The 2,670-nt window shown below is 36.8% G+C and carries 2 protein-coding genes and 1 pseudogene; 2 read left to right on the top strand and 1 reads right to left on the bottom strand.

What is annotated here, in order from left to right:
* Positions 1 to 379: 379 nt before the first annotated feature.
* Entirely contained in the window at positions 380 to 700 is a 321-nt protein-coding gene (locus tag ACLFMM_RS09805) for a transcriptional regulator (protein WP_410808548.1), read from the bottom strand.
* Between the two features lie 382 nt (positions 701 to 1,082).
* On the opposite strand from ACLFMM_RS09805, the pseudogene ACLFMM_RS09800 reads away from it, so the two are divergent.
* Both ACLFMM_RS09800 and ACLFMM_RS09795 read left to right on the top strand, forming a co-directional pair.
* A pseudogene (locus ACLFMM_RS09800) lies at positions 1,083 to 1,580 on the top strand (RNA-guided endonuclease TnpB family protein); the annotation flags it as partial.
* Positions 1,581 to 1,707: 127 nt separating this feature from the next.
* Complete coding sequence (locus tag ACLFMM_RS09795; protein WP_410808547.1) at positions 1,708 to 2,295, top strand: hypothetical protein; 588 nt, start codon at positions 1,708 to 1,710, stop codon at positions 2,293 to 2,295.
* The last annotated feature ends 375 nt before the right edge of the window (positions 2,296 to 2,670 follow it).

Raw genomic sequence — 2,670 nt, 5'->3', positions numbered from 1 at the left:
AGCAATTAAATATTATAACTTAATTAAGGATTGTTGGACAGCCTGTAAAGACCAACTGGCTTCCTGTTTCATACTTTTCCCTTATGGGAACAAGTCCACAGGCTCTACCCCTCGTACCGAAGGTGTAAAATTGTAATCTTGGTTATCAATTACAATCATACAGACATTGGTCTTTATAATATTTAAACCTAATTAATAGATTAGACGGTATTCATCCCTTTGTTTCATTTCAAAGAAATGAAACTCGCATTAAATCTACGATTTGATGCAATGCTGAAGACATAAGGGTTTTCTACCTTCCATTGTTATAAAAAGTATAAAACCAGATGAAAAAGACCAATGAACAGAATATATCTTAGTTCAACTATCTAAATTTATTTTAAAAATTGGTTGGACAATTCCCATCATTGCTTCTAAGTTTTTTACAGATTTCACATATTTTATCAGACACATCATCTACTTTTTCCTGCTGAATTTCAGAAGCAAGATTTGCTATAGATGTCTTTATATCTTCATCGAATTCTATACGATAACCGCGTTTTTTGGTAATATATTGTGAAACCGCAGAAGGTGCCATATCAAACAGTTCTGCTACTTTCCGCTGAGAAACCCCATTTTTAACCAGTTCTGATGCAAGTGCTGCACGGATTGCGGGAAGCACATCCCAGACAATTACCTGGCATGGTGTGTTCATTTTCATTTTATCACAAATTTTTGGAACAAAAATCCTATAAATTCACAATGTGAATCGTATTAAGGTTTAATGTTGCTATACTTTAAAAATTTAATGGTTAAATTTGGCACTGTTCAGTTAAAAAATAAAAGGGAATCATCCCCCTATTTAAAGGGGATGAATGATGAACTTGGAAACATTATTAGATTTTATACCAGTAGATATTAAATCTTTCGTGGAAAGGAAGAGAATAGATGTAAAAGCCATAGCATTATCCATACTTCTGTACCATCAAGGATTAAGTTTGAGGAGAACTTCAGAACTACTATCGTATCTGGCTGAACCGATAAGCTATAGGGGAATGCATTACTGGGTACAGAAGTTCGGATGGTGTGTACAGCCTTATGGACGATACACCAGTCTGAAGTCGAGATTACAATCTAAAGGCACATGGTCTGCCAGGAAGCACCTCAAGAAATTATCCAGGAAAGTACGCTGGTTCAAACGGAATCTGAACCATTGGGTTGCCAAACAGCCGGTTAGACGCGCTAAAGACACGTCTTGAGCTATAGCTTCAGAAAATATTAAAGGGTTTCGTCCGGAAGCCACGGTTACTAAAGCGCAGAGAGAAAGGTTGGGTAAATGGGCGTTCTCTGAGCTGACCGAGTTCATCTTATACAAATCAAAACTGGAAGGAATACCTCTAGTAATTATCAACCCGATGTATACCTCGCAGCAGTGTTCTGAGTGCGGATATATCAACAAGAACAACCGCAAGAATCAGGCTAACTTCAAGTGTAAGAGATGCGCTCATAGAGAGAACGCTGACTACAGTACTTCGAAGAACATTGCACACAGGGGAGCTGTCAGCCTTCCTAATGTCCTCCGCTTAGCTTCTATTAGTTAAGAGATGGAAGGACAAGCTACCCGCTTCAGCGGTTAGTAGCTGACTAATTCTGCCTGCAAAAAGTAGGTTATTGATAGATACAATAATCCTTTTTAACCTGGAGAATGAAAATCATTAAGGTGATAAAATGAAAAAACATATGGTAATTTCTGTCGGTGGTGGTCCACTGGCATCTCTGTATGGCACTCCTGAAGTTACGCCACAAGCCCCTGATGAGTTTTTGACAGAAATATATAGCACTTTCAGACAAAGTGGTTCAAACTCCATAGAACTAATATGTGTGGACCCAAATACTGATGCGCCATATACAAACGATTTAACCGAAAATGAATCCGGTTTTAAAAACCCTGATTATACTGGAATAGGGTGGAATGCGAAGATATACACCTACAAAAGTGTAGAAATAGAAAAATTGGTCGAAAAATTAACAGAGAATAATAAACTGAATGAATATAACCCAGAAGAACTCCAGGGTAAATCTGTATTGAGTATCCACAAATATTGTGGTTCTGCCTCTACTAATCTTAACAATGGTTACTGGATAATGGATATATCTACTGAATCGCTGGATAAAGCTGTAAATAACTTTGTGCAAAAGTTCCATGAAATGGATACCATATTAAACGTATACGAAAAAGAACAAAGAACAGGCAAAGTACCACTTGACCTACAGGAAAAAACAAAAACATATTATGGAAATTCATTACAAAGATGAATTACTAACATTTTTTTCAATTTTGGACTGCAGAAATCATGAAGATGGAAACTCATCGTCATAAGCCGCCAAGGAGCGGATTTTGCTGATCCACAAACCCCATTATCTAGACAGTTACTTAATAAAAATAGCTCACCAGGCGTTGAGGACGAAAACGGTTTTGGAGATATATCTTATGATGGACCATGGCCTCTATCAGATATTACCCACAGATATTCTACAAAGTATATACACTTGACACAGAATTAAACCTTGAAGATGAAGCAAATTAACAAAAGTTGGAAAATGCAATGGCTGACCATATAATAACAAACAATCAGCTTATAGCTCTGTACAGCAGATGATTTTGTTTACATTTCTTCCTTTTTGTAATCT

The sequence above is a fragment of the Methanohalobium sp. genome (assembly GCF_046546175.1).
In the GTDB taxonomy this organism is placed as follows: Archaea; Halobacteriota; Methanosarcinia; order Methanosarcinales; family Methanosarcinaceae; genus Methanohalobium.
Note: the sequence above shows the minus strand (reverse complement) of the source record. Positions and strands in the feature narration are given on the sequence as shown.